This window comes from Hymenobacter sp. BT730 (genome assembly GCF_030542105.1).
Lineage (GTDB): Bacteria > Bacteroidota > Bacteroidia > Cytophagales > Hymenobacteraceae > Hymenobacter.
In genome coordinates this window covers 1,135,086-1,160,193 of sequence record NZ_JAUOFB010000001.1, presented here as the reverse complement: position 1 = coordinate 1,160,193, position 25,108 = coordinate 1,135,086, and the positions used below count along the sequence as shown (strand labels likewise).

At 56.8% G+C, this 25,108-nt stretch carries 23 protein-coding genes; 5 read left to right on the top strand and 18 right to left on the bottom strand.

Translation table 11 applies throughout. From position 1 onward, the window contains the following. Positions 1-72: 72 nt before the first annotated feature. Genes Q4G72_RS05030 through Q4G72_RS05015 form a run of 4 tightly spaced genes read right to left on the bottom strand, consistent with a single transcriptional unit; the run spans position 73 to position 3,335 of the window. Positions 73-1,125, bottom strand: coding sequence for a DUF3089 domain-containing protein (locus tag Q4G72_RS05030; protein WP_303310313.1), 1,053 nt, complete (start codon positions 1,123-1,125; stop codon positions 73-75). A gap of 27 nt (positions 1,126-1,152) precedes the next feature. Then, on the bottom strand, positions 1,153-2,253 hold the full coding sequence (locus Q4G72_RS05025; RefSeq protein WP_303310312.1) for an SHOCT domain-containing protein: 1,101 nt from the start codon (positions 2,251-2,253) through the stop codon (positions 1,153-1,155). A 53-nt stretch (positions 2,254-2,306) separates the two neighbouring features. Beyond that, positions 2,307-3,041, bottom strand: coding sequence for a hypothetical protein (locus tag Q4G72_RS05020; RefSeq protein WP_303310311.1), 735 nt, complete (start codon positions 3,039-3,041; stop codon positions 2,307-2,309). 48 nt (positions 3,042-3,089) lie between these two features. Continuing rightward, positions 3,090-3,335: a hypothetical protein gene (locus Q4G72_RS05015; protein WP_303310310.1), complete on the bottom strand. Its 246-nt coding sequence runs from the start codon at positions 3,333-3,335 to the stop codon at positions 3,090-3,092. A gap of 134 nt (positions 3,336-3,469) precedes the next feature. Between Q4G72_RS05015 and Q4G72_RS05010 the strand changes: the two genes are divergently transcribed. Then, on the top strand, positions 3,470-3,649 hold the full coding sequence (locus Q4G72_RS05010; RefSeq protein ID WP_303310309.1) for a hypothetical protein: 180 nt from the start codon (positions 3,470-3,472) through the stop codon (positions 3,647-3,649). A gap of 77 nt (positions 3,650-3,726) precedes the next feature. Here Q4G72_RS05010 and Q4G72_RS05005 read toward each other — a convergent pair whose 3' ends face one another. Further along, positions 3,727-4,755, bottom strand: a complete 1,029-nt coding sequence (locus tag Q4G72_RS05005) for a YeiH family protein (protein ID WP_303310308.1) — start codon at positions 4,753-4,755, stop codon at positions 3,727-3,729. 87 nt (positions 4,756-4,842) lie between these two features. After that, positions 4,843-5,745, bottom strand: a complete 903-nt coding sequence (locus Q4G72_RS05000) for a LysR substrate-binding domain-containing protein (protein ID WP_303310307.1) — start codon at positions 5,743-5,745, stop codon at positions 4,843-4,845. Positions 5,746-5,853: 108 nt separating this feature from the next. Between Q4G72_RS05000 and Q4G72_RS04995 the strand changes: the two genes are divergently transcribed. After that, the gene (locus Q4G72_RS04995; RefSeq protein WP_303310306.1) at positions 5,854-7,926 is read left to right on the top strand and encodes a S9 family peptidase; all 2,073 of its coding nucleotides are present in this window, start codon (positions 5,854-5,856) and stop codon (positions 7,924-7,926) included. A 122-nt stretch (positions 7,927-8,048) separates the two neighbouring features. Here Q4G72_RS04995 and Q4G72_RS04990 read toward each other — a convergent pair whose 3' ends face one another. The 5 genes from Q4G72_RS04990 to Q4G72_RS04970 all read right to left on the bottom strand — a co-directional run bounded on the left by Q4G72_RS04990 (position 8,049) and on the right by Q4G72_RS04970 (position 12,875). Continuing rightward, the gene (locus Q4G72_RS04990) at positions 8,049-8,417 is read right to left on the bottom strand and encodes an STAS domain-containing protein (protein WP_303310305.1); all 369 of its coding nucleotides are present in this window, start codon (positions 8,415-8,417) and stop codon (positions 8,049-8,051) included. Positions 8,418-8,886: 469 nt separating this feature from the next. Further along, complete coding sequence (locus Q4G72_RS04985) at positions 8,887-9,855, bottom strand: bestrophin family protein (RefSeq protein ID WP_303310304.1); 969 nt, start codon at positions 9,853-9,855, stop codon at positions 8,887-8,889. A 151-nt stretch (positions 9,856-10,006) separates the two neighbouring features. Continuing rightward, the gene (locus Q4G72_RS04980; protein ID WP_303310303.1) at positions 10,007-11,860 is read right to left on the bottom strand and encodes a MutS-related protein; all 1,854 of its coding nucleotides are present in this window, start codon (positions 11,858-11,860) and stop codon (positions 10,007-10,009) included. 59 nt (positions 11,861-11,919) lie between these two features. Continuing rightward, positions 11,920-12,417, bottom strand: coding sequence for a (4Fe-4S)-binding protein (locus Q4G72_RS04975; RefSeq protein ID WP_303310302.1), 498 nt, complete (start codon positions 12,415-12,417; stop codon positions 11,920-11,922). Positions 12,418-12,443: 26 nt separating this feature from the next. Continuing rightward, entirely contained in the window at positions 12,444-12,875 is a 432-nt protein-coding gene (locus Q4G72_RS04970) for a RidA family protein (protein WP_303310301.1), read from the bottom strand. 117 nt (positions 12,876-12,992) lie between these two features. On the opposite strand from Q4G72_RS04970, the gene Q4G72_RS04965 reads away from it, so the two are divergent. From Q4G72_RS04965 to Q4G72_RS04955, 3 genes are all read left to right on the top strand, one after another. Continuing rightward, positions 12,993-13,826: an energy transducer TonB gene (locus Q4G72_RS04965; RefSeq protein ID WP_303310300.1), complete on the top strand. Its 834-nt coding sequence runs from the start codon at positions 12,993-12,995 to the stop codon at positions 13,824-13,826. A gap of 27 nt (positions 13,827-13,853) precedes the next feature. Next, positions 13,854-15,410, top strand: a complete 1,557-nt coding sequence (locus Q4G72_RS04960; protein ID WP_303310299.1) for a DNA integrity scanning protein DisA nucleotide-binding domain protein — start codon at positions 13,854-13,856, stop codon at positions 15,408-15,410. Between the two features lie 407 nt (positions 15,411-15,817). After that, positions 15,818-16,171, top strand: coding sequence for a rhodanese-like domain-containing protein (locus tag Q4G72_RS04955; protein WP_303310298.1), 354 nt, complete (start codon positions 15,818-15,820; stop codon positions 16,169-16,171). Between the two features lie 113 nt (positions 16,172-16,284). Here Q4G72_RS04955 and Q4G72_RS04950 read toward each other — a convergent pair whose 3' ends face one another. The 7 genes from Q4G72_RS04950 to Q4G72_RS04920 all read right to left on the bottom strand — a co-directional run bounded on the left by Q4G72_RS04950 (position 16,285) and on the right by Q4G72_RS04920 (position 25,051). Continuing rightward, positions 16,285-17,376, bottom strand: coding sequence for a 3-oxoacyl-ACP synthase III family protein (locus Q4G72_RS04950; RefSeq protein WP_303310297.1), 1,092 nt, complete (start codon positions 17,374-17,376; stop codon positions 16,285-16,287). Positions 17,377-17,527: 151 nt separating this feature from the next. Next, complete coding sequence (locus tag Q4G72_RS04945; protein WP_303310296.1) at positions 17,528-18,091, bottom strand: PaaI family thioesterase; 564 nt, start codon at positions 18,089-18,091, stop codon at positions 17,528-17,530. Positions 18,092-18,240: 149 nt separating this feature from the next. Continuing rightward, complete coding sequence (locus Q4G72_RS04940; protein ID WP_303310295.1) at positions 18,241-20,235, bottom strand: DUF3857 domain-containing protein; 1,995 nt, start codon at positions 20,233-20,235, stop codon at positions 18,241-18,243. A gap of 57 nt (positions 20,236-20,292) precedes the next feature. Beyond that, positions 20,293-22,239 carry a DUF3857 domain-containing protein gene (locus Q4G72_RS04935; protein ID WP_303310294.1) on the bottom strand — a complete coding sequence of 649 codons (1,947 nt, stop codon included), beginning with the start codon at positions 22,237-22,239 and terminating at the stop codon, positions 20,293-20,295. Positions 22,240-22,349: 110 nt separating this feature from the next. Further along, positions 22,350-22,811, bottom strand: coding sequence for a PPC domain-containing DNA-binding protein (locus tag Q4G72_RS04930; RefSeq protein ID WP_303310293.1), 462 nt, complete (start codon positions 22,809-22,811; stop codon positions 22,350-22,352). Between the two features lie 195 nt (positions 22,812-23,006). After that, positions 23,007-24,299, bottom strand: coding sequence for a DUF4097 family beta strand repeat-containing protein (locus Q4G72_RS04925; RefSeq protein WP_303310292.1), 1,293 nt, complete (start codon positions 24,297-24,299; stop codon positions 23,007-23,009). Further along, positions 24,296-25,051, bottom strand: a complete 756-nt coding sequence (locus tag Q4G72_RS04920; RefSeq protein ID WP_303310291.1) for a hypothetical protein — start codon at positions 25,049-25,051, stop codon at positions 24,296-24,298. The genes Q4G72_RS04925 and Q4G72_RS04920 overlap by 4 nt, the downstream gene beginning before the upstream one ends. Positions 25,052-25,108: the final 57 nt, after the last annotated feature.

The following is a 25,108-nucleotide window of genomic DNA, read 5'->3' as shown; positions in this document are numbered from 1 at the left end:
GTTTAGATTAGAAAAAGCCCCGCTGGCATATGCCGGCGGGGCTTTTTTGTTGCGCAAAGCCACAGCTACGTGCTACTGGTTCTTCCGGAAAGCCTGTACTCGCGCCGCCGCATTCTGCCGCACGTTCAGGTAGAACAAGCCGTAGTCGGCAATGTGGAAGGAATGGCGCAGCTCCGGTCGGCCGGGCAGCAGAAAACGAGGGTAGCCGAGGGGCTTGGGGGCGTGCACCCAGACAATGCCATTATGCACTTTGGCATCTACTACCTGAGGATCTACTTTATCAAAGTCAAAACGCACGCCGCCTTTGTTTAGAGTGGCGGGAGCAGTGAGCGTGTCGCGCGTCCAGGTAAGGGGATTTACGGCCGTGGCACCACGGAAGGGCTCATACTCGTAGCCCCACTCGGCGGTGTTCCAACTGATGTAGCAGCCGGTTTGAGTGGAATCTTCGCAAGGCTTCAGGGCCTGATATTCATCTTCCTTCACCTTATACCCTACCAGATAGGCGGCTACCAGTTGCTTGCGGAGTTGGGGGTTGGTATCGAAAAACTCGTGCAGCAGGCGTGTAGCGTGAAAGGTACCTTGGCTGTGGCTGGCAATGATGATGGGGCGGCCCTGGTTATAATGTGCCAGATAATATTGAAAAGCGGCCTTTACATCAGTATACGCCAGGTTCAGAGCCTGTTCCCCGTTCGTATCCTGCGTATCGAAAAACGAAAATAAAGTGGCTTGCCGGTAGCGTGGCGCATAGATGCGGCCTGCGGCATTGAAGGCGCTGGCTTGCTTTCGGATGGTGCTGTTATCAGTAAAGCGGTTTAGCAGAACATCATTTATATCTGCATTCCAGGAGCCGCGGCGAAAATACGTGGTGGGGTGTACGAAAAAGACATCTGCTGCGGCTTGTGCCTGCTCATTGCGCAGGCCAAGTTGCGGGGGCACGGCATCGGCAGAGTCACGGCGCTCCGGCAGGGCGGCCCAGTTGGTGGGTAGCGCATAGTCAGGGGCGGTAGGCGGCGTATAGGCAGCAAAGCTTTTGCCTGGCTGAATTACTTTAATACAACCAGCACCGGCAAGCAGCAAGAAGGCAATGGCAAGCTGGAGAGGCTTTATAAAAAAAGGGAAGCGCATAGAAAAGCGTTAAATCAACGCCGGCCACTAATCAGTGAAAGAGTTTTCCAGCAGGCGTTCCTGGCGCAGGTAAACCATTTTCAGGTTCCGGTTGAAGCGCACCCGCACCTGGGCGGTAGTTTGCTGGTGCTGCTGCCGCGATACCCGATAAGCCCGGCTTTTCTCACGGTATGTGACCACGCGGGAGCCGTCGTTGGTTTCGGGGCCAATTTGCAGGCTGCCAGGCTCGATGATGGTTTCAGCGTCCTGGAATTCCGGAAAGTGTGATTTAGCCAGCTCGGCCTCAATGGCTGCCGGGGTAGTATTCTGCTGGGTGTAGAACCGTTCTACCTGCGCCGCAAAGTGCTGCGAAGCATCAAAGGGAGCAGCTTTCAGGTCCTCGTAATAAGAGGCTAAGGCAGATTCTATCTGTGTGCGCAACTCGCCATCCGACGCGGCAGCGGGCGCCGGAGTGGCTGCGGGAGTAGGCTGGCTGGCGGCAGGTGCCGTTGAATCAGCACCGGTCGGGGTGGCCGCAGGGGGCGTAGCTGGGACCACCCGAACGGTTTCCGGGGCCGCCGCCGGCGGCAATTCAATTTGCTCCGCCTGTGGTCCTTCTTCCGGACGAACGGCTACGGAATCGGCTGCGCTTTGGGAGGTGCTGGTTAAATGTTCTGACTCGCGGGAGCCCATCATTAAGTAAAACACCAGGCCCAGTAAGGCAACTACGCCCCCAATAATCATCACCAACGCCAGTGGATTGCGGGGCGGCGTGATATCATCCCCTATTTCTTCTGCCGGTCCAGCCGATTCGTAGGGGTTCTCGGCCGTAGGCGAAGCCCCGGGACGGCCCGTAATGATGGGGTGGCTAAAGTTCTCGGCTGGTGTAGCCGGTGCCTGGGGCTGCGGTGCAGGTATCGGTGCCTGGTTCTCCCCTACGGTGTAAGGTGGCAGCAACGGGTCTTCTACCGGAGCAGGCACGCTGGTTTCGGTAGGCTCACTGGCTGGTGCAACAGATGGGGCACTACCACCCTCACTAAATAACAGCTTGCGCTTGAGGGTGTCGAATTCCTGTTGCGTAATAGTGCCGGCATCCAGCCATTCTTTGAGTTGGCGTAGCGTGTCGAGCGGAGAAGGGTCTTGGGGCATAGCACAAAGGTACCGGACCGCACCATTACAGGCGAGCCGGATAAGCGGAAGGTTTATTTATGGTCGATAGCGGAGAGGCGGTCCTTGCGGCGCTGCAACTGCAGCTTGCGCAACTCCAGTTGCCGGGCATTATCGAGCAGCTTTACCGAGTCTTGCCGCACCTTCAGCACATTCTCCATATTCTGTTTTTTAAGGGACTCGATGCGCTCCAGGTTGCTGACGGTATTGGACTGCGCATTCTTGATGTCCTTCTGGAGTTGGTCCTTCTCTTTTTCAGCATCCTTCAACTGCTTTTCTGCCAGGTCCACCTTGTCTTTATAGGCCTTGAGGCGCGCAGCTACCCCAAATGACTGCACCATATTGCGCAGGGCGGCATACTCCGAGGGAGTTTTGTCCGGATTCAGAAAAGCATCGGGGCCGATAGACGCAAATACTGAGAGCTCAGAAGTGCTGTCGGTGGGCGAAGTAACGGTAGCAAACAAATCCATTAGTTTGCCCGAAACACTGGAAATAGGGGTTTGCCGGGCTTCCAGCACATCTTTCTTACCAACGCCCAGGGTGCCGCCGCCCTTCAGCTTAATGTTATAGTTGTCTTTCAGCCAGGATTGCCAGAAGTCACGTGTCCATTGGGCGGTGCCATCTACCTGCACTTTCACAGCATCCCGCTCGCGCTTTTCAAAGGTGACGGTGCCGGGCCGTACCTCATACAATTGAGCGGCGGCGGGGAGGGCACTCAGGCTAGCCAGCACCAGCAGTGCGGCCGACAGAAAACGAAAAAATGGATTCATAGGGAAAGTCAATTAATGTTGGAGCCGGCGTTTAAGCAAAGCAGTATATCACAGACCGTGCCGGTCGAAGGCGGCCTGCAGGTCGGTACGCATGTGGGCAAAGCGCTGCACGGCAGCTTGCAAAAACTCCTCATCCAGCAGAGCAAAAACGTCCTGCTCCCCCGTGATGTCCAGCTCGCTCACCTTGTAGGTTTGTTCCAGGTCACCCTTTTCCAGCTTAATCAGGTATTTACCATTCCAGGAGAACAGAGTGATTTTGGCTCCCGGATGCGGGATATCGGCAACGTGACGCATGCGTGCTGAACATAAAAGATTGAACAGGCGAAGATAGACAGGCTGCTGCAACAAAGCCGGGGAATCCGAAAACAGCCAGCGGACAGGCACGTATACGGACTATACCCTATGGTTTCACCTTTTAGTTAAAAGCTATGTCCAGAGGAGATAAATCAGCCTACACCGACAAGCAAAAGCGGCAGGCTGAACACATAGAAGAAGGCTACGAAAAGCGCGGCGTCTCAGAAGAAGAAGCCGAAAAACGGGCCTGGGCCACGGTAAACAAACACGATGGTGGCGGGAAGAAAAGCGGCTCGGGCCGTAAATCCTCCTAATTCTAAGCTTACGTATTACACACAAAAAAGGCCTATCGGATATCCGATAGGCCTTTTTTGTGGAGCAGAGTACGCTACTACGCTACCGTGTGCAGTATAACCCATAGCGAAGCCGCTGAAATAACGCCCCACAGCAAAATTCCCTGCACAAACGGACGAACACCTACGGAGCGCAACACCACCCTGGAAAGTCCCGCTCCAATCAAAAACAGGGTAACCGTAAGCCCTAGCTTCGCCAGCATCACCATCATAGGCGCCAAGGGCTCTAAGGCCGGCACCAGCGTATTCAGCAGCATGGCGCCCACAAACCCAAGAATAAACCAGGGTAGCTTCACTTTAGCACCCTTGGTTTTGAAGAGGAAAGCCGTACCCAGGGCTACCGGAATAATCCAGAGGGCGCGGGCTAGCTTTACGGTGGTGGCAATCTGCAGGGCCTGGTCGCCGTAATGGCTGGCAGCGCCTACCACAGAGCTGGTATCATGAATGGCAATAGCAGCCCATAGCCCAAACTGGTTCTGGCTCATCTGTAAGGCATGCCCCACAGCCGGAAATAGAAACAAGGCCACCGAGTTCAGGATAAACACTGTACCCAGCGCAACCGACATCTGCCCTTCCTCAGCCTGAATCACGGGCCCCACGGCCGCAATAGCGCTGCCCCCGCAAATGGCGGTGCCACTGGAAATAAGGTGCGAGATTTTTCGGTCGATACCCAACCAGCGGCCTACCAGAAAACCCAAGGTGAGTGTGCCCAGAATAGAAACGACCGTAAATAACAGCCCCTCGCGGCCGGCCTGTAGAGCTGTATGCGCATTCATGCCAAAGCCCAGCCCCACTACCGACCATTGCAGCAGTTTGCTGGTATAGCGGCGGCTATATGTCACAAACGGATTTCCCACTATTAGCGCTATAACCAACCCCAGCGCTAGCGCCAGGGGAGGCGAGCCCCAGGGCGACAGGCAAACGAGCAGCGCTCCTAAAAAAAGCAGAATACGCGGTGTGAGTATAAACCCCGCTACTTCCCAGCGGTGGGCCAGAAAAGCTTCAAAGTGGTCAGCGGTGGCAACGGAGCGGTTATTGGTGGCAGACAGGGGGTGGGCACTTTTCATACAAGGGGCACAGCAAATAGCACCCCAAAATTACGTGGCACCCCCTCCTATCGATAATCAAAAATGATTATCGATAATAACTTCAGATTATATTGCTTCTTGAACCAGCTGCTGACGGGCATAAGCCAGGAACCGCAAAGCCTGGGCCGCTAAGGGCTGCCCCTGCACCCACGCTGCTTCAAACTGCCGGGCAAGGCGCAGTTCCGGTATCGGTACAATTTCGAGGCGGCCTACCTGCACATCCTGCGTTACGGCGCGTTGGGAAACAAACCCCAGACAGGCCGGGGCCGCTTCCAGGTAAGATTTAATGCCTTCGGTATTATCGAGGTAAAGTGCAACGTGGAGTTGATCCAAGCGAATCTGGTGAGTGCGTAATGCAAACTCCAACACCTCCAAGGTTCCTGAGCCTCGCTCCCGCAACACCAAGGGGTGCTGCAGGGCTTCTCCCAGCGGCATGGGCACAGGCGGGGCACCTGTGGCGCGGCGCACGGCTACCAGTTCATCCTGCAGCAGCAACTCGTAGTGCAGGTCGCGGTTTTTGCTGCGGCCTTCCACAAAGGCCAGGTCAAGGTGCCCGTGCAGGAGGGCTTCAGCAATCTGCTCAGAGTTGGCGTTGAGCAGCGTTAGCTCAATGTGCGGGTAACGGGCTTGGAAAGCAGGTAGAATAGGGGGCAACACGTACTGCGCCAGCGTGGTACTAGCCCCCAGGCGCAGGCGGCCGGCGGCTTCGTGGTGCAGGGCATAGAGCTGGTCGGTGAGTTGGTGGTGGAGAGCTTCCACGGAGTCGGCGTGGGCGAGCAGCAGCTGGCCGGCGGGTGTGAGCGCCACCCGGTTGCCACGGCGCTCAAACAGGCGCTGCCCATAGCTGCGCTCCAGCTCCCGCACGTGCTTGGTTACGGCCGGCTGGCTGATAAACAGCTCCTGCGCGGCTTTGGTAAAGCTCAAATGGCGGGCCACGGACTGAAAAACACGAAGACGAAAATCAGGCATCAGCTACAGATTGAATCCCGCCGCTGCAGCGGGCCGGAAAGCTACGGTATTGGGCACAGTTTGCGGCATCCTGGCTACCTTGCGCGTCAACTCCCACTCTTGTTTCTCATGAAAAAATCCTTTCTCACGGCGCTGCTCTGTCTGCCGCTGGCGGCCGTAGCCCAACAAGGCGTACTCACGCCGGAGCTTCTGTGGAAAATGGGTCGCCTGGGCGAAATGCAGGTGTCGCCGGATGGCAGGCAGGTAGCTTTCACCGTGACGCGCTACAATCTGGCCGACAATAAAGGCAATGCCGACATTTTCGTGGTGCCCGCAGCCGGCGGCGCGGTAAAGCAGCTGACCAACACGCCCGGCAGCGAAGGAAACCTCAACTGGCGGCCTGATGGCAAAAAGCTCACCTACATCAGCGCAGAAGGCGGCTCCGACCAGCTCTATGAAATGAATGCTGATGGCTCGGGAGCCCAAAAGCTGAGTGCGTTTCCGGAAGAAGGCATTGCCAACCTGAAGTATGCCCCCACCGGTAAGTTCATCTTCTATACCCAGGAGGTGAAAACCGGCAAAGAGGTAAAGGATTGGTATCCTGATTTGCCCAAGGCTGATGCCCGCATCATTGACGACCTGAATTACCGCCACTGGAACGTCTGGGACGACTACAAAGTAAACCACGTGTTCTTCCAGCCCCTCGACGACGATGGTAAGCCGTCCGGCTACGGCAAGGATATTATGCCCGGCGAGAAGTTTGATGCGCCCTTGCAGCCCTTTGGCGGGGCGGAGCAGATTACCTTTTCCCCCGACGGCTACCTGTTGGCTTACACTTCGCGCAAGCTTACGGGTAAGGCCGAGGCTGAAAGCACCAACTCCGATATTTACCTCTACAACGTGCGCTCGGGCCAGACGGCCAACCTATCCGTCGGGTTGGGCGGCTACGATATTGAACCCAGCTTCTCGCCCGATGGCAGCAAAGTAGCTTGGCTGAGCATGGCCACACCTGGTTTTGAGTCGGACCGCAACGGTATTGTGGTTTTTGACTTCCAATCCGGTCAGCGGGAGGATATCACCAAGGGCTCGGAGCTAACGGCCAGCAACGTGCGATGGAGCCAGGATGGCAAAACCATCTACTTCGTGAGCGTGCTGGGCGGTACGGAACAAATCTTTTCCCTTCCCAGCAAAGGCGGCAAAATCAAGCAGCTGACTAAAGGCCCACAAAACTATAACAGCTTTGAGCTAGCAGGTAAGGATGCGGCTATCGTCAACAAAACCACCATCAGCAGCCCCGCCGAGCTGGTGCGCGTGAACCTGAAAACCGGCCGCGAAACCGCCCTTACCCACTTGAACCAACAGGAGCTGGCGGGCGTGAAAATGGGCAAGGTGGAAGACCGCCGCGTAACCACCACCGATGGCAAGCAGATGCAGGTGTACGTCATCTACCCACCCGATTTCGACGCCAGCAAAAAATACCCCACCCTGCTGTACTGCCAGGGTGGCCCGCAAAGCCCCATTACGCAAAGCTGGAGCTACCGCTGGAACTTCCAGCTGATGGCCGCTAACGGCTACATTGTGGTGGCGCCCAACCGCCGCGGCCTGCCGGGCTTTGGTACCGAGTGGAACAACAGCATTTCGACCGACTGGGGTGGGCAACCCATTAAAGATTATCTCTCGGCTATTGACGCCATAAGCCAGGAGCCTTTTGTGGATAAGGACCGGCGCGGGTGTGTGGGCGCTTCTTATGGCGGCTACTCAGTATACTATCTGGCGGGCCACCATCAGGGGCGCTTCAAGACATTTATTGCCCATGCCGGCCTCTACAACCTGGAAAGCTGGTATCCTACCACCGAGGAAATGTTCTTCGCCAACCACGACCTGGGTGGCGCGCCGTGGCAGGAGCCGCAGCCGCGCACCTATCAGGAATTCAATCCTCAAATGTTTGCCCGCAACTGGGATACGCCTATCCTGGTGATTCACGGTGGCAAAGACTTCCGGGTGCCGGAGGGCCAGGGCATGGAAGCTTTTGGTACGGCGCAGCTGCGCGGCATTCCCAGCCGCTTCCTGTATTTCCCCAACGAAGGCCACTGGATTCAGAAACCCCAGAACGCAGTACTTTGGAACCGGGTGTTTTTTGACTGGCTGGGCCGCACGCTGCAGCCGGGCGCTGCACCCGCTACGGGCACTACCGGCAAGTAACTCTCCATTAAGCGCCCATACAAACGCCCGACTACCTTATGGTGGCCGGGCGTTTTACTGTTCAGAAAGTAGCCTGTAACGTTGCTGCTTGCAGGCAGCTTTACTTCCTGGCTCAGGTATGCTTAGGCGCTGCGCCGCGTTGAGTGCTCCTGTTGACAGAACAGCTCAGCATCCAGCAGATTATTAACAATGGGTGGCCGCAAAGCCGGCACCAAGCTATCCAGCTCCTGCCGCACGGCTGGGCTTACATGACAGAGTACTAGGTTCATACCATGCTTGTGCAGCTTGTGATAGTAGAAAGTAAGCAGCTCAGCTGCATTAGGAGGCAGGGTATCTAAGTGACTACAATCCACCCACACACTGGACTTACCGCTACGGGCAGCCCGGCGCAAAGCCCAGTCCAACGCATTAGCATCCTGGTGCGCCTCCGGCACATCATTTGCCAAGATCAGCAAATAGCTTTCGGGCAATATCTCTCGGTAAACTTCCATATTGAATAGGTTAGCTAAGCGTTTCGGTGGGTGGTGCAGGGCGGCATGAAAACAAGCAGCAGGCGCATCCTCAAAGGGTGGTAGCCATACTGTCCGTGTTCGAAATAATAAGCTAATCTTTTGCTTCCTCAGGGTCCCTCAACACATACAGCTAATACTTTGTACGTGCTCAGAAAAAGTTAGTATCAGGTACGCTAACCGGATACATTGCTCCCTTAGTTTCGTCAGATTCGCTATTAATAGAAAATTAGAATATTCATTGCTTCTAATGCTTCCTATACCCAATAAATGGTAGAAACAATCCTATTTTAGTTTTCTTTAAATCTCCTCAAGATTTCAATAAACGGCCTCCTACTTATCAGAGGGTCTGTAAGATACCGCAATTTTTGATCTTCCCTAACAAGGGCCTTTATTTTATCTGGAAGGGCCAACGCCCCGCTGTACGGGCCTGATTCCCTACCATTTTATTCTAGTATAAAACGTCTTTTTGCGGTTCTATGCGGGGTGGCAAATGAGTTTCGCCCAGCATTTCCCGCAGGTCAATTTCAATGCTCCGGCAGAGGGCTGTCATGGGCACATCGTTTACCTGATTATCGAAAGGGTTTTCGCTGGTGTGCCCTACTATCTCAATGGTATTAAACACCCAAGACACCAGAACGGAGAAAGGCACTGTCAGCCAGATGTGGTCCGGGCCCATCTGGGCAAACTCACCGATAAGGCCCAGGGGCAGCAGGGCGGCAAACAGCCAAACAAATACATAGCTAAAGAAGGCATACTGACGCGGGAACGGTGTGTTTTTGATTCGCTCGCACCCACCCTGCAGATTGTACAGCTCTTCCAGAGTGCGCATCATGCCTACATGCTGGAAGTCGTTGAGCAGGCCGCGTTCTTCGCGCAGCAGTCGCAGGTCGGCGGCCTGCTGGCGTACCAGGTGGGCAGCAGGGTTCAGATAGTGGCGCATCCGTTCCCCTTCTGCTGCTTCCAGGAAAGGAGCTACGGCTATATCCCATTGGTCCGGCTGCCGGCGCAGCTGAATGCGCAACGCATTGCACCAGGCTATTTGCCGGTACACCAGGCGGCGGTGTCGCTCCGTCAGCTCCTGCGCCGTGGCAGCGGGGGCATCCACATCGGGGGCATCTACGCGGGAGGTAATAAACTCCAGTGACTGCATGGCCCAGGTACGGCTGGAGTTCACCACCCCACCCCATAGCTTGCGCCCTTCCCAGAAACGCTCATACGAGCCGTTATTCTTGAAGCCGAGATAAAAGGAAACAGCAATACCCAGCGTAGCGACCGGCTGCCAGGGAATAGACAGCGAATGAAACCCAATAGGCCCATACACCAAGCATATCAGTAAGGCATACAAGGTAAAAATGAGCACATTTTTCCGCGCCACACGCCAGATAAGTGACCAACGGATATTATTACGAACATACATAGCAAGGGCGAAGACGGACTAAGGCCACCATACAACCTAACCATACGACTGCAGCCCCACATAGATGCCAAGCAAAGGCATACTGCAGGCCCGAATAGCCCGCGGTGTGCCTTTTAGTAGCCAGTTCGAAATAGTACGCTTCAACCCGGTGCTAGGAAGCTTCGTTGTCGTCCTCCACCGCAATGCCCATCAGCCGCATCAGCTGACTGGCGTTGAAGGAGCGGCACACGCCGGGGGTCAGGCGGTAGTCAAAGTGAATCTGCTGGCCGCTGAAAGTGCTGTTGAAGCTGTAGTTAGTGACGAACCCCGGCAACTCCTCGGCCAGTTCGCCCAGTTCCAGGTCGTGGGTGCTGACCAGGCCACTGGCGGGGCGCCGGTGTAGCTGATGGATGAGGGCGCGGGCGCCGCGGTGTCGGTCGCGGGAATTGGTGCCTTTTAGAATTTCATCCAACAGATAGAAAACCGGCTGCCCGGTGGCGGTGAGTTCCAGCAGCAAGCGCAGGCGTTTTAGCTCGGCGTAGAAGGAGGAAGTGCTTTCGGCCAAGTTATCCTGCGTGCGCATGGCCGTGTACACCTGGGCCAGGCTCACACGCAAACGGCGCGCGCAAACGGCAGCTCCGGCCAAGGCCAGCACCATGTTGAGCCCCACCGTGCGCAGAAACGTGGTTTTGCCTGACATATTGGACCCTGTTACCACACCCGTGCTGCCCGGACCCAGGGTACTGAAGTTGTTGGTGACGCGCTCCGTCGTAAAGATGAGCGGGTGCCCCAGTTCTTCAGCAGTAAACTCCAGGGGTGAATTGCTTAGCTCCGGCACGGCGTAGGTGGGGTTGGCAAACTGGAAAGCCGCCAAACTTACCAACGCTTCCGTTTCGGCTACTACTTCCAGTATGGCATCCAGGCGGTGGCCGCCGAGGTGCTTTTTCCAGCCTTCCAGCCGCCACATCCAGAAGAAGTCCCAGAAGAGCAGGTTATTGGCAAAAAACGCGGCCAGCGTGCTTTGGCGCATAGAAAAGTACTCCACGATGATGGCCAGACGGCCAAGCAGCCGGGTAGCCGGGGACCCATCGGTGGCGGCATACAGGGTGCGGTGCAGCTCTAGCAAACGCGGGGCCTGCATTTGCCGGTCCTCCAGCAGCAGCAGCTGGTCGCGGTAAGCGCGCAGCACATCGTGCATGCTTTCACTGTGGTCAAAGTAGGCGTCGCGGGCGGTTTGGTAGCGGTGGTTTATGGCGCCCATCAGCACCAGGAATGGCGCCACCACCCACAAGGAGTAGCCGCTGAGCCAAAGCCCTACGCTGGCCAAGGCCAGCGGCGGCAGAATAAACACCAGCGCTTTCAGCCAGGTTTTATCGGCGAAAAAGTCGGGGGCGCGCAGCCATTCGGTAAAGCGGCGCGGGTCATCGGCTTGTTTAGGAAAATGCCGGGCACGGGCCTGCCACTCGTGCTGCCAGGCGGCATCGGGTGCCAGCTCGGCTACGGCTTCCTGACGGGCCAGTAGCGCGGCCGGGGAGCCGGCAGCTTGCAGCCAGGCGGCCAGTTGGTCCTGCCCCAAGCGGGAGGTAGCCCGGCTAAGCAGCTGAAATGCGGAATGCGGCCCGAACACATCCAGGTCGGCGGTGTAGGGGTGTTGGGCGTCTACGTAAGGCAAGCCCGCATCAAAGCCGCTGAGGCGTCCGGCTAGGCGGTCCAGCTCTTCCTGGTTGATCTGACGGAGCAGGCGGAAATGGTCGCGCTGATAGCCCAGGCGGCTGTGCCAGCGCATCACCAGTACAAAGCCCAGGTATGCCGCCAGCAGCACTCCAAGCCCTAGCGCGTACTGCTGTCGGCTCATCAGCAGATAAACAGCCAGTGCGCCGCCCGCAAACACCGCAACCCGCAGCCATGCCACAGCCTGGTGCCGGCCAGCATAGTGCTGCTCCTGCACGGCATGAGCCCTCAGGTTTTCAGTAAAGACATCAGTAGGCGAAACGGCAAGCGGACGAAAATGAGAAGCAACAGCCACGGCAGTAGAATTTTCAGGAACCGTGAAGGTACGGGCTCCAACGCGGCGACCGAGCCGGACTACGCCGGATTTGCGCCCGCCTGGTCCCAGCCGGGCGGCAGGTCGCGGTGCGTGCCGTCGCAGTAAGGCTTATTTTTTGATTGGCCGCAGCGGCAAAGGGATGTGCGCGGGTGGCTATGCTCCAAACCATCGGGGGTGCGCACCACAACCGGGCCACTGATGAGCAAAGGGCCGCCCGGACTTACCTCTACCCGAATAGTGGCAATGGGTACGGCTTCGGCGGCGGTAGTTTTCTGGTCGTCGGGCACGGCGGGGGCTTCATGGTCCAAGAAATAGCTCAGCGCCCCTGATGGGCACTGCTCTATCTGCCGCATAATTTCCGGGCTGGCCGCGGCGGTGGGGTCAATCCAGGGGCGGCGCTCAAAGTCAAACACGCCGGGCAGGCCTCGCACGCAATGCCGCGAGTGAATGCACAGCGCCGGCTGCCATACCACCGTTACGGTGCCGTTGGAATAGTGCTTGACGATGGACGCTTTATCAGAATCAGGCGTAGCCATGGCGGAATCAACTTAAAAATTAAGCTTTATGGCACTATCGCAATACACTTCAGCTCAATGGCAATGGGCGTGGGCAGGCAGTTGATTTCGACGGTGGTGCGGCAGGGCTGGCTGGAGGCAAAATACTCGGCATAGAGCCGGTTATAGGTCGCAAAGTCATCCTTCATATTGGTCAGGAACACGGTTACATCCACCAAGTCTTCCCAGCGGGCGCCGGCCTCCTCCAGAATATAGCGAACATTCTGGAACACGGCGTGGCACTGGCTTTCAAAATCATAGCGGAGGATGGAGCCATCTGAGGCCAGCTCTACGCCGGGCACGTTTTTCTGGCCGCGCTGCCGCGGCCCTACGCCGGAAAGAAACAGCAGATTGCCGGCCCGGCGGGCATGTGGATACAGGCCCACGGGCTCGGGGGCGCGGCTGGAATTATGTACGCTGGAAGTTTCATCGGCTTTCATAAGGTCAAATCTATTGAAATTCGACTCTTTGCATATATCCTGAACCCACAGGGCGGCTTGTACCGTTGAGGATGCATGGCCGGCACGCCCGGGTTTTCCTTTATCTCACATGTTGCTATGATGCGTTTCGTTTCCCGTTTGGTCCTGCTCTTCAGCCTAATCACCGTTAGCCTGGCTCCTGCTTACGCTCAGAAAAAGCTGAAATACCCGAAGCCGGAGAAAGATAAAGTATATGATGCGGTAGAGAAGCCTGCCATTCCGGTAGGCGGCCTGGAGGCCTATGGCCAGTACCTGGCCGACCACCAGAACTATCCCACGGCGGCCCTGCAACGCGGGGTGCAAGGCACCGTTACGGTTTCCTTTGTAGTAGAGAAATCCGGTGACCTGACCGAGGTGGCCCCCATACAGCCCGGCGACGCCGACCTGGACCGTGAGGCAGTGCGCACCATCCAAAGCGGCCCCAAATGGACCCCGGCCATGCATAAAGGGGCCAAAGTGCGGCAGCGCATGAGCATTCCTATTACGTTCCAGATTCCGGCCGATGCCGGTAGTGCCGCCGCACCGGCAGCTACTACCCCGGCGGTGCCAACTACCTCAGCAGCGGCCGCCCCAGCGTCCGTGCCAGCCGAAACCAGCACGCCCACCGTTATTGCCCCCGACCAGCCTGCCCGCCCGGTAGGCGGCACAGAAGCTTTTTTTGCCTGGATTCAGCAGAATCAGAAGTACCCGTCCCTGGCCAGGCAGCGCAAAGTGGAAGGCCGCGTGATTATGGAGTTTATTGTGCAGAAAGATGGCACCCTTACGGATATCAAGCCCGTGAAGCGCATTGGTTCCGGCTGTGATGAAGAAGCCATCCGCCTGCTGAAAGCGGCGCCCAAATGGGCACCGGCCAGCTATAAAGGCCAGCCCATAAAGCAAAAGATGGTGTTGCCGGTTGTATTCCAGCTATAGACATTTCTGTTTTCTATTTTTGTTTCCATGCTTGCTCCGCTTCCCTTACTGAGTGCCCCGCCCGTACAGCCTATTGCCCCCGAGCCGGTTGTCGGCCCGCTGGCTATGTGGCCACATCAGGCCCGGTTTCGGCAGGGGGCGCAGCAAAGTGCCCAGAGCGTATTTGATGCTCTGGATGAGGAGCTAAACCCTACAGTACTCCTGCTGGGTATTCCTGCTACCCAAACCCTGGGCTCGGACCCTAACGTGTGCCTGGAGCCCGCAAATGCCCTGCCCGACCGGGAGCGGTTTTTAGGAGTGCGGCAGCGCGGACTGGCTTTGCAGCAGGAAGAGCCCTGGCCTTTCCGGGGCTATGAGGTGGTATCAGAATGGTATGAGCAGTGGCGGCAGGAAGGCGTATCCCTGCGCCGGGCCGTGCAGGAGGTATTTGATGCCGACCCCGCCAGCCACAAGCGGGTCAGCTTTGTGGGCATGCCCGTGCTGGTCCACAATCATTTTGTGCTTACGGTACTGCAGCTAAATGCCAAAGTAACGCGCCGCTATGCCGCGCTGAAGCCCGAGCGGTACTACACCGATGGACGGCCCCTGGCTACTTCGCTAATTCAGGCTGTTGTTATCCGCTTTCATGAAGAGTGCTGGAAAGCGCTGAACGAGCCCGAAGCCGGCCTGAGCCTGTTCATGCGCCCCCGCGACACCGACGAGCTGATTCGCGCTGCTGGCCGCCTTTTTATGGATACGCCGGCCCAGGACCTGGATCTGGACCCTACTTTGGCCAAGCTGTTTGCCACCTGCACTACCATTTCCTCCCTGCGCTACGAGGGGGCCGAAGGGGTAGGGAAGCTGCTGCTGGCCCGCCGGCGCCACCCCAATCTGGAGGAGGTATTTGCCCTCACCTGCCCTACCCCGCTCACCGACTATCGCGCCGTGCGCAAGCTGCTGGAAATGGCTACGGCCGATGTAAGCCTGCTGGCCGATGGCGAAAATGTGTACGCACTGGGCCGCCTGGTGGGCAACTACGACCCTGCCCGCGAAGACTTGTTTGTCATCAACTTCGTGAAGCACTATATCTGGGAGTTTCAGCACGATGGCCAGGTGCTGATGCGCGCCAACTATGGCACGCCCACCCTGCCTCGTACGCGCCTTAACCGCACCCATTTCCGCCGCGAGCTGCGGCATACCTTCGGCCTTACCGATTCTGCCAAAATAGAGCGTCTCTGGGATGTTATGATGGAAGCCAGCCGGCAGAAACACGGCACTCTATTAGTCATCACCACGGAGGCACTGGCCGAGGCCGACCGGCTTAAGCTGCAATGCACCCTCATTGAGCCCGTGCCGCTTACCCCGCTTATTACCCGCCTTATCACCGCCATCGACGGCGCGGTTCTCCTTGACCCCGACGGATACTGCTACTCTATTGGCGTTATTCTGGATGGCAAAGCTACCGGGCGCGGCACCAGTACCCGGGGCGCCCGCTACAACTCGGCCATTCGCTACGTGGAAAGCAGCCCTTACCCGTGCCTGGCCGTGGTGGTCAGCGAGGATGGCTTGGTAGATGTTATTACCAAGGAAAATCTAGGAGAGTAATATGGCTCCTCTCCTACAGGTACCTCCAATAGCTGGAATAATTTAGCTCTTAAGGGGTTAGTTCTGACAGCAATTGAGTGTCAGGGAATTAAACAGAACCCATACCCGTTGGAAAGCAGTTACCTTTGTAGGCACCTGGTAAAAAACTACTTATAAATTTATCCTCTGCGCTTAGTTAAGATTGCGAAGTTACCCTGAGGCAACCCAGCATCGGTACAATCCTCTGCTTACAAAGTATGGTTGCCCTCTCTTAACAGATTAGCCGTATATACTTTTTAGAAAATAATAGAACCTACTTCGATTACTAGTTATAAGCAAACCGTAACAGTTTGTACATCATCAGGCCTCTATCCGGCTGTTTTTCGACAGTCTTAGAATAATTCTTTTTCATTCTTTTTCTTTTATCCATGTTCGGCATCTTGAAATCCGCTGCTCCTTCTGTGTACCAAAACCTATCTTCTGCGCAGTTTGGCGCGGGCATGCGCCTCACCGGTGCATTATTACTTGATGTGCGCCGTCCCGAGGAGTTTGCCCAGGGCCACCTGCCCGGTGCAGTGAACATGGACATTTCTGACCCTGGTTTTGCTCAGCGTGTAGCCACTCTGGATAGCAAGCGCCCGGCTTATGTGTACTGCCGTAGTGGTGCGCGCTCGGCTAAAGCAGCCAAGGAACTGGGCATTGCCGGCTTTTCGCAGGTTTTTAACCTGGCGGGCGGTATGCTTGACTGGCCAAGTAAGCTGGGCCGTTCTACTTTGCGCTAATAGCCATCGATCCTCCTCTTTAGAAATTTGTTCACTAACAAGAACAGACCCTAAAACCCGAGGCCCTACCTGATTCTTCAGGTAGGGCCTCGGGTTTTAGGGTCTGTTCTTGTTTAAGCTTCTTCCGGAACCTGATATACTACGGCATTAATGTTCATACCCGCCCCTACGGAGGCGAATACAATAACGCTTCCGGGTTCAATGGTCTGATCTTCCAGTTCGCCTTTCAGCATCAGGTCCAGCAAGGTAGGTAGGGTAGCTACCGACGAGTTGCCCAGCCAGGAAACCGTCATAGGCATTACCCCCACGGGTGGCTCCTGAATGTTATAGAGTGCATAGAGCCGCTTCAGAATAGCATCGTCCATTTTGCCGTTGGCCTGATGAATCAGGACTTTGCTGACCGCTTCTATTGGTACGCCGGCTTTTTCCAGACAGGCTTTAATGGCCTGGGGCACGGTTTTCAGGGCGTATTCATAGAGCTTACGCCCGTCCATCTTCAGGAACAAATCCTGGGCGGTGTACTCCGGGTTGTAGGATGTGCCCATGCGCAGCAGGTGCGCAAACTGGTCGGTATCGGAGCGGGTGCCGTGTTTAATGATGCCCACTGGCGTCTCGCTTTCCCGGGCTTCCAGCAGCACAGCGCCGGCGCCATCGGCGTAGAGCATGCTGTCCCGGTCGTGGGGGTCCGATACCCGTGAGAGAACCTCCGCCCCTATTACCAGTACCTTTTTAGCATCGCCGGAGCGCAGGAAATAATCGGCCTGAATCATGCCCTGCAGCCAGCCTGGGCAGCCAAACGGTAGGTCGTAAGCTACGGTATATGGGTTTTTGATGCCTAGCTTAGCCTTGATGCGGGCGGCCAGGCTGGGCACCATATCCGTGCGCTTATTGGTGGCCGATACGTTGCCGAAGTTGTGCGCTACAATGATGTAGTCTAGCTCTTCCTGATCGATAGCAGACGAAGCCAGCGCGGCCTGCGCGGCAAAGAAGCCAATATCGGAAGTGCACAGGTCGTCGGTAACGTAGCGCCGCTCCCGAATTTCGGTAATCTGCTCAAACTTCTCGGCTATTTCCTGGCCGGGTTTATCCAGCCGGTTGCCGCCGGCATCAAAAAACGCCGTAGACACAAAATGCTCGTTGGTAATAACGCGGGTGGGCAGGTAACTGCCCGTGGCCGTAATGACCGAATACAATCTATTACTCATGGCGCGTGCTGTGCGGGATGATTCTGGGAAGGAGCAGTCTGCTACCCCTGTATGTGTGCGGGTTCCGGCATGTTGTTCTTCAGTGAGTTTGCCGGCTGTGGCCTATGGCTGCTCTTCTGACGGAACCGCAAGGTCGGGAAAAGCCGGGGTACTACTGCTGAGCTTCGGGCCGATTTTTTTTCGCCCGGAACGACCATGTGATGCGAAACGTGGCTACCACGTCGCCCTGGGCATCTACACCGGTGCTGGTGCAGAGCACGGCGCGGCCTTCGCCGGTGGCCCGGCTTTCGGCAATGGCCTCCTCTATTTCATGCCCATCGGTGCTGGTGAAGGCAATTAGTCCCACCGCTTTTTTGGTGAAGTCGGCCTGCATGCTCACCACCAGCATCGAAACCGGAACGCCCGCTCCCTGAATGTGCATCATAGCCAGTACACCGCTAGCCATTTCAGCCGCCATGCTCAGGCAGGCGAAGTAGATGCTGCGAAATGGATTTTTAGTAAGGTACTTGAACGGTACCGTGACGGTAGCATGCTCCGGCGTGATGCTGGCCACGCGCAGCCCGGCCAGATAGGCCATAGGCAGGCTGCGCAGCATAAACAGGCGCAGCTTCACGGGGTTGGAAATTGTTTGGCAAAATGCCGCGGCCTTATCCATCGAAGACAGGTTGGAGAGTGGAGGCTGTGGGTCGCGGGTGGGAGCGAGAAAAGGGGTCAAAAGATGCCGCAGGCTCCGCATGGAGGGGGTGGCCAAGCCTACGCTTCGGCAAGATAACAACATCAGGCTGAACATGGCACCCCGGCTTTTCGCTTCCAGGAAAGAAAGGCGGGCAGGACATAGTCAACTGCTTATTAAGTGCCAGCGGTTTACTTTTTCTCGAGCACTAATACTACTTTATTGAAGTTGGCGGCAGCGTTAATGACGCTGCGGTAAGCCTCAAAATCCTTCTTGGGCCAGCGAATCTGGTTGTAAACTTCGTCTATGGTGACGGTGACCAGCTGGCCTTTTTGCTCCGAGCTGGAGCGGAAGTAGTACACGGGTGCCTTGGCATCGGGGCCGGCCTGCACGTTCAGGTTCAGATCCTGGGCGTTGCGCACCTGGTAGCCGGCGGGCAGTTCAAACCTAATGACGCGGTGATAGCTGCGGTTGAAGTCGTTTTCCACGTCAAACTGCCGCTCCGTGGTCTGATACAGCTCCGACTGCGGCCCAATAAGCTCCCCGATGTGGAACAGGTAGCGCGGCCCCGCCCGGTCCAGCAACGCTACCGATTCTACCGTGGCATCCACAATAAAGGGTTTCGTTAAGGGGCTTAGCCCCTGCTCTCCATTGATAATCTTCAGGCTCTTGATGGTAGCGTCTTTCACATTAGACTTCACCAGCTCCTGCATGGCTTCTGTGCGCTTATCTTCCGGAATGAAAGAGTAGAAGGGTTGAATGGCCTGGGCATTATACCCGCCAAAGCTCTGACGCATGTCCACAGTGGCTTTGTCCATTTCCGGGGAGAAGCGCACGGTAATGTCGAGGTCATTGGGGCTTTGGGCGGCCGTGAGCGTGGGGATGTCGCGCACTTTGCCTGTCCCTCTTTCGGCTTTGCCTTCCTTCACCGTGCGAATGAAAAGACCTTTGTTAGCCGTCCATTCGGCGGGTACCATACCATAGCGGTAATCGGGCCGGGTGGGCGCCATAAACTGCTTGGTGCCGGGAAAGTAAATCAGGCTGTGGTCGAGGTAATTCCAGGTATCGAAGGTTTCGTCGAAAGGCGCCTCCTCGCGACCGGTGGTCAGCACCAGCTCGTGCTCCAGGCCCAGGCGCCGGAACACCACAGCAAAGAGCTTGGTGAAGGCACTTTCCGGGGCATTGCGCGTGGCAATTACCTTCACCAGGTCGCCCTCAGCGGCCGGGTCCAGGTTGAAGTTGCTTTTGATATACTGCTCTACGGACTGGATTTTAGCCTCGGGCTTGGCGCTGGCCGAAACTTTGAGCTGTTTCATGAGCTTATCCACGGCTTTACCTTCCTCTTTGGTAAGAGCGTAAATATTGCTGTGCAGATACTGACTGGCATCGTCCCAGGTAAACAGGCGCTCCTCGCCGCGGGTCTTGTTATAAGCCAGCTTGTACTCAATGCGCATCTGCTCGGCCTGCACGTTGGCAAATGCCTCTTCGCGCACCGGCGCTACTTTATCCAGCTGCAGCCGGATCAGGTGCTTGCCATCCACCAGGGTATCGGGGGCGGGCTTGGGGCCGTGGTACACGCGGGTATCAAACACCAGCGTTTCCGGCGAAATGAGCTCAAACGTAACGTTGCGGGCCGGGATATCGGATTGCAGATAATCCCGCCCGTAGAAGTTGAAGGGACGGGCGCGGGTGTAGAGGTATTCAATTTCGCTGCCTTTCTGCACGCCTTCCAGGGCAAAAATCTTGAAGCGCCGCTCATCGTCCTGCAGTTCTTTGATGCTGCTTTGGTCTACCTCCACTATCTCGCCACGGGGGCTGATGGTGCGCGCCTTCAGGGAAAGCAGCTGGCCCCCATCCTGAATGGGAATGTAGATTTTGTTGAACTGCTCAATGGCATCGGCCGAGTTTACCCGGATAATGCGGTGGTCGGTGGTATACAGCTCCAGCTTCTCGTGACTCGCATCGTAGGCATACTCGTGGGCAATAAGCTGGCGCAGGATGATGGCGGGCAATTGCGCGTCGGCCGCAGAAATGGGCAGCCGGCCGCGGCGCGCCTCCCAGTTATAGGTAGCATAGCGCAGGGAAGAGGGCACGGCCGTGGCCGCTGACTGCGCGAATACTGCCGTGGTGCAGGTCAGCAATAACAGCAGCACGGTAAGCAGCCGCATCCGGAAAACAGAAGGCATATAACGGAGGTAAGAAGGGCGCTACAGGCAGCACGCCCGCAGTATAAGGGCGGAATATCAGGCTTTTTTTCGCTTTAAGATGACCACGTCCCGGTAGGCAGTTGTCAGCTTATCCACCACGGCATTCCACTGGGCAAACTGCGTGGGCTGTAGCAGCAGGTAGTTTATGTATACTTCCTTGTCCTGCACAATCTTATTCCCGCTGCGCTCGTAGCGGATGGTGAAGCCCAGCACAGGATCCTGCACGGAGGCATTGGCCGGCAGATATTCCACCTCGTAGCCGGCCGGAATTTCCAACTCGGTGCGGGAATGGGTGGTGTGGTTGAACTCGTTGTAGCGGGGCAGCCGGCGCTTGGCCGGGTCTATCCGGTCGTTGGCGTAGGGCTGCTCCAGGTTCAGGTTTACGTAGATTTCACCGTCCAGCTTCTGCACGTAGTCCTGCACGTGGTATTCGTAGTCGATGGCCAGGGGCTTGTCGCGCTCCTCTCGGTTGCGAATGGTGTAGCGGTCCACGAAAAACTTGTTGTTACCGCGCTCCAGCAGCTTTTTCAGGTACTTGGGCTCGTTGGTTTCATCCAGCCCATCCAAAGCGTAGGACTGCATAATTTTGGGGTAGCCGCTCATCGTCAGCTGCCCTTTGCCGCGCAGCCCCGTCCCGTCCAGCGTCAGCGTCGATACATCGGCTATGCTGTTTTGCTCCTTTGGAATAACCGGCACACTGACCACTTTGGAGGTTTTCCCATCAATTGACATCAACGCCTCTTTGCCCTGAATCATGGAAGAAGGCATCCCAAACGGCGTGTGCTGGCTGGTGGCATCCAGGAAAACGTACTGCCCGGGCTTGGCCTCGTAGGTCGTAATCATGTGGTTATCCACGCCGGGCGTGGCCACCTCGGAGTAGCGGTAGGGCAGGTCGCGGGTGCCAATCCAGGTGAGGTAGGATTTGATGCCCGCCAGCTGCAGCATGTCGTGGGTCAGGTTGGCCATGTCCTTGCAGTCGCCATAGCGGCGGCCGTATACCAGGCCGGCATCGTGGGGAATAAACCCGCGCAGGCCGTTTTCGAAGGCTATGTAGCGCACGTTATCCTGCACCCAGTAGAAAATGCGGCGCACCCGCTCCTCCTCCGTTTTGGCGCCCACTACCAAGGAGTCCACGGTGTGCTTGAGGGCGGGGTTATTCTTCCGGTCGATGCGAGTGATGAAGCTGGTGTAGAGCGAGAATAGCTCCGGCACGCCGGAGAGCAGCTTGCGCTGCTGTCCGGCCACCGGGGCTTCCTCAATGTAGTACATCAGGTGTGGGCGGTAGTAGCTGCCTTCCGGCCCGTCATCGTCGCGTGGGGGCGTGGGCAGGTTGTCGGCTGCCCATCGGTAGACCACCGTATTGCCTTTTTGCTGCTTGCTAAACTGCACCTTTACCTGGTCGGTATTGAAGAGCTTGCCTTCCACTTTCACGCCGGCGGGGGCCGTAATGGTCAGCTCGGCATGGCGCACAGGCACGTAGGAGCTAAAGAAGAAAGGCTGCAGAAAGCGCGAATCGGGGTGGCGCACGGTGTAGTCCGTCACGGTGCGTGCGCCGGGCGTCACCACCGGGAAGCTGAAGGTAGTCACACGGGTGTCGTCGTAGAAAATACCGGGCTGGGTTTCAAACTTCGATTTAAAGTCTGTCACTTTCACGGTGCGGTAGTCGCGGCCGTTGGGCACCAGGGTGCGGGCCTCCACTTTCTGCAGGCGGTTAAACAAGGAGCTATACACCCGGTCATCCGCATACATGGCAGTCTGGGCTTCCAGGTGCAGCATATCGTAGTGGTGGCGGGCCAGCACCTGCACCGAGTCGCCCAAAATTTCCACGGTCAGGTCCTGGCGGTAGTCCAGGTACACGGCTTTTTCGCCGGGGTACTGCTGCAGGGCCTGTGCCAGGAGCTGCGTAGGTTGCTGGGCCTGCGCGCTCAGATGGAAAACGCTTAGCAGTAACGCCAGCAGATATCGATAACGAAATGTATTCATGATCCTTCCAACCATAGAGTAGTACCTAGGAACCCGGGTGCCAAGCTGCCCCTGCCCTATTCACACGATAATAACGCCGGCCCACGTGAAGTTTATCCGCCGGGCGGCTTTTATTTTTTTGGCGATGTGACCTTTTTTCCGGCAGGCTTTGCCGGATACACCACCAATTCCTGATAAGTAGATACCGGGTCCGTTTCGCGCCGGAAATCTACCTCATCCAGCACGCCCAGCACCAGCTCTGCGGTGGTGTAAATGCGGTTGCCATCCAGCAGGTGCCCGCCCAGGGTGCGGCCGGTAGAATCGGCAAACGCCAGATGCAGGTGGCTGCCGTTTACCGACAGCGTGCCCACCAATGACACAATCTCAAAATGTCCCTGGTATACCGTTGGCCCCGATTGATTGGCCAGCCGCAGCGTAGCTGTAGTGAGGCTGCCCACGCAGGTAAGCACCGTAGCCGCTTTCAGCTGGTGCTGCGCTACAAACGCCAATAGCTGCTGGCGTAGGTCGTCGCCCGGGCGCAGGCGCAGGGCGTAGGTACGTATAGAAGAAGGCTGGGCTGTGGAAACAGACATGGGAGAAGCAGAAGTAGCCGTTTGAGCCCAGGCAGCCTGCCCACCCACCAGCAGTAGCATCAATATAAAAAGAGCCCGCATAGAAATCCAGAAATGCATACCGTTCAAAGGTAAGCAGGCGGCTTGGGCACCGGGCGAAAGAGCAATAAAAAAGCCGGCTAAACCGGCTTTTTTATTGCTCCCAAAATAAGCAGCTTATTTATTGAAGCTCACGTTGGTGTACTTGGTCTTGATGTTTACGTTGCCGGTAGGCCGCAACGACGACCGGCCAAACTGCCCCTGCATATCACTGGAAGCCGGGCTGGACTCTTCTGAGCGCACCGTTACCATACGCTTATCCACCAGCAGCTTGCCATTCTGGGTATTCACATCAAAGTTGAAACCGGTGCCATCGGGGAAGTTGAGCAGGATAGTGCTGTAGCCACCGTCCAGGTTAATCTGGCGGAAGTTGGGGCTGGTATTGCGCACCTCAAAGGTGGGGCAATGCTGCACCGTCATATCCAGCCGCTCACTTACTTTATCAATGCTGAACTTGCTGAAGCCGGAGGTGCCTTCCAGATTTTTCACGGTACCCAGCGCTACGTCGCCGTATTTGCTGTGAATCGTCAGGTTCTGCACCGTTCCGATATCAATGTCGGAGTAGTTGTTGCGCAACTCCACGATATTGCCACCATCCAGGCGCAGCTTGGCGTAGCTGGCATCAAACAATGCTTTACGGGCGTACTCCACAGAGGCGGAGCCGTTCTTCACACGCACTGCATTGTCTTCACCTTCTAGCCGGCCGGTGCGCAGGGTGCCATATTCTACGGCCAGCAGGCTCGGCCCCGTCAGGTCGCCGGTAATGCTGATGTCACCAAAAGTGTTCATCACCTTCAGCGCCTGATTTTTGGGCAGCCAGACCGTGTAGTTCACTTCGTAAAGGCGGTGCTTGCTCCAGCACTCGCGGGGCATGGTGCCAAACGTAGTAGTAGCGCTGATGCCGCCATTGGCCTCCGGGTCGTTGTTTTTCAACGACACCTGAATCATTTCCAGCAGCTGCTGGGCTTTCTCATCCGATTCTGCCCGCGTAGTAATGTCCACATCGGTACGTACTTCCTTGCGCGACCACACATTAATCTGTACCCGGCCGTAGCGGGTATTCAGCACGTAAGGCCGGGTAATAGGAGCCACAAAGGTGCGGCTCAGCTTGCGGTTTTTTTCTACTACCGGACCTATGCTTTCTGTTTGCTGCGGCCCCTGGCCAGAGGTTTGCTCTGCCTGATCGGGGCAGCCGATTTGCACGCCCGGCTGCGTAGGATCGGCCTGCCCGGTTTGGGGCTGATTGCCCATAGAGCCAGGCTCCGATGGTTGCTTGTAATAAACGGTGGAAGACTTCGTCAGCAGCTTGTATGCCCCTCCCTGCGCCTGCCCGGGGGCAGCCAGCGGAAGCAGGCAGGCCAGCAATAGGGCCCGATGCCAGTGGCGAGTCCAGATAGAAGCGGAGTTCATCGGTTATCAGCGTAAAGTGTCGGCGCGTCGTGGTAATCGTTCATTTGCTCGCGCATACGCAGTTGCTGGTTGAGAATATCCAGGCGGATCTGCAGATTCCGATTCATGGCGTCCAGCACCATGTTAGGGTCAGGATTACGGGTAAGCTCCACTTTCAGCTCATGATAGGTGGAGTCCAGGCTGGCCAGCTCGCGGTGCCACTCGGCGGGCGCGGCGGTATTCGTCTGCTTTTCCAGCTGCACCAGCTCACTTTGCCGCTCAATAATCTGAGAGGCATAGTAAGACTCCATCCGCTGCACTACCCGGGCAATGTCCTGGCGGGGCGAGTCGACGGCTGCCGTGGTCATGGCCACCGGGCTGCGGCCCGTGTACAGATGCAAGGCTTGCTGCTCGGAGGCCGGTTGGCTAAGTTGGTCTTTCATAGCCCACTGTCCCAGAGTAGCCTTCTTCCAGGGAATGGAAGCGGCAGAAGTGCCAAAGCGGGAGCTGTAGCCCACGCCAGCCAGTACTAAAAGCACCAGCACAGCGGCCAGGCCGTAGCGGCCCGAGCCCCGATGCCAAGCCATAGGCACTATGGAAGCAGGCTCTTCCGGAGCCGGTATCAAACGTAATGTAGGTTGCTCTACCGTACCAGCAGGCGCATCAAGTTCTTCTTCGATGCTGTCCCACAGGTCCGGGCGGGGCTCAAAGGCGTCGAAATCCGCGCGGTGGCGGTCGACGAATTCCTCAAGTCCGGTGGGTTTCTTATTCATACAGGTGGTTATACGCACAGTTCGTCCCTTCGCCGAGTTGATCCGGATCAATCATCC